The sequence below is a fragment of the Chroococcidiopsis cubana SAG 39.79 genome, from assembly GCF_003991895.1.
Classification (GTDB): domain Bacteria; phylum Cyanobacteriota; class Cyanobacteriia; order Cyanobacteriales; family Chroococcidiopsidaceae; genus Chroococcidiopsis; species Chroococcidiopsis thermalis.
Genome location: NZ_RSCK01000256.1, coordinates 1 through 1,131 on the forward strand (window position 1 = coordinate 1; position 1,131 = coordinate 1,131).

Consider the following 1,131-nt stretch of genomic DNA (forward strand, 5'->3'; position numbering starts at 1 on the left):
GCAAAAAGCGCCCCCCTTTTGGGGAGGCGCTTTCCTAAGTCAAACTAACGCGAATTAGCCATTGAGGGAAGGAGCTTCGACAGCAGCTAAGTCGAGGGGGAAGTTGTGAGCATTGCGCTCGTGCATCACTTCCATACCCAGGTTAGCGCGGTTGAGGATGTCTGCCCATGTACCAATCGCATGTCCTTGAGAGTCAACCACCGACTGGTTGAAGTTGAAGCCGTTGAGGTTGAACGCCATGGTGCTGATGCCCAAGGAGGTGAACCAAATCCCGATGACGGGCCATGCTGCTAGGAAGAAGTGCAGCGCGCGGCTGTTGTTGAACGATGCGTATTGGAAGATCAAGCGACCGAAGTAGCCGTGAGCGGCAACGATGTTGTAGGTTTCTTCTTCTTGTCCGAATTTGTAACCGTAGTTCTGAGATTCGGTTTCGGTTGTTTCACGTACCAAGGAAGAGGTAACCAAAGAACCGTGCATCGCGCTGAACAGGGCACCACCGAATACACCGGCTACACCTAATTGGTGGAACGGGTGCATCAGGATGTTGTGCTCGGCTTGGAACACTAACATGAAGTTGAATGTTCCCGAGATCCCCAAGGGCATCCCGTCTGAGAAAGAGCCTTGTCCGATTGGATAAATCAAGAAGACTGCGGTTGCTGCTGCTACTGGTGCCGAGTATGCGACGCAGATCCAAGGACGCATTCCTAAGCGGTAGGATAGTTCCCACTCACGTCCCATGTAGCAGAATACACCGATTAAGAAGTGGAAAATTACCAATTGGTAAGGTCCACCGTTGTACAGCCATTCGTCTAATGATGCTGCTTCCCAGATTGGGTAGAAGTGCAAGCCGATGGCGTTGGAGGATGGCACAACTGCACCTGAGATGATGTTGTTGCCATAGATTAACGAACCTGCTACTGGTTCGCGGATCCCGTCGATATCTACCGGTGGTGCGGCGATGAATGCGACGATGAAGCAGGTGGTGGCAGCGAGCAACGTGGGGATCATCAACACGCCAAACCAGCCAATGTATAGGCGGTTTTCTGTGCTTGCTACCCAGTTACAAAACTGTTCCCACAAGGAAGCGCTTTCGCGTCTTTGTAATGTGGTTGTCATGGTTCTATGTATTGC

1 protein-coding gene is annotated in these 1,131 nt (G+C 51.6%); it reads right to left on the reverse strand.

All coding sequences use genetic code 11. The features are described 5' to 3' along the window. Positions 1-54 precede the first annotated feature (54 nt). Positions 55-1,116 (reverse strand): photosystem II q(b) protein, encoded by a 1,062-nt coding sequence (gene psbA / locus DSM107010_RS37760; protein WP_015153219.1) that lies wholly within the window; start codon positions 1,114-1,116, stop codon positions 55-57. Between the last annotated feature and the right edge of the window lie 15 nt (positions 1,117-1,131).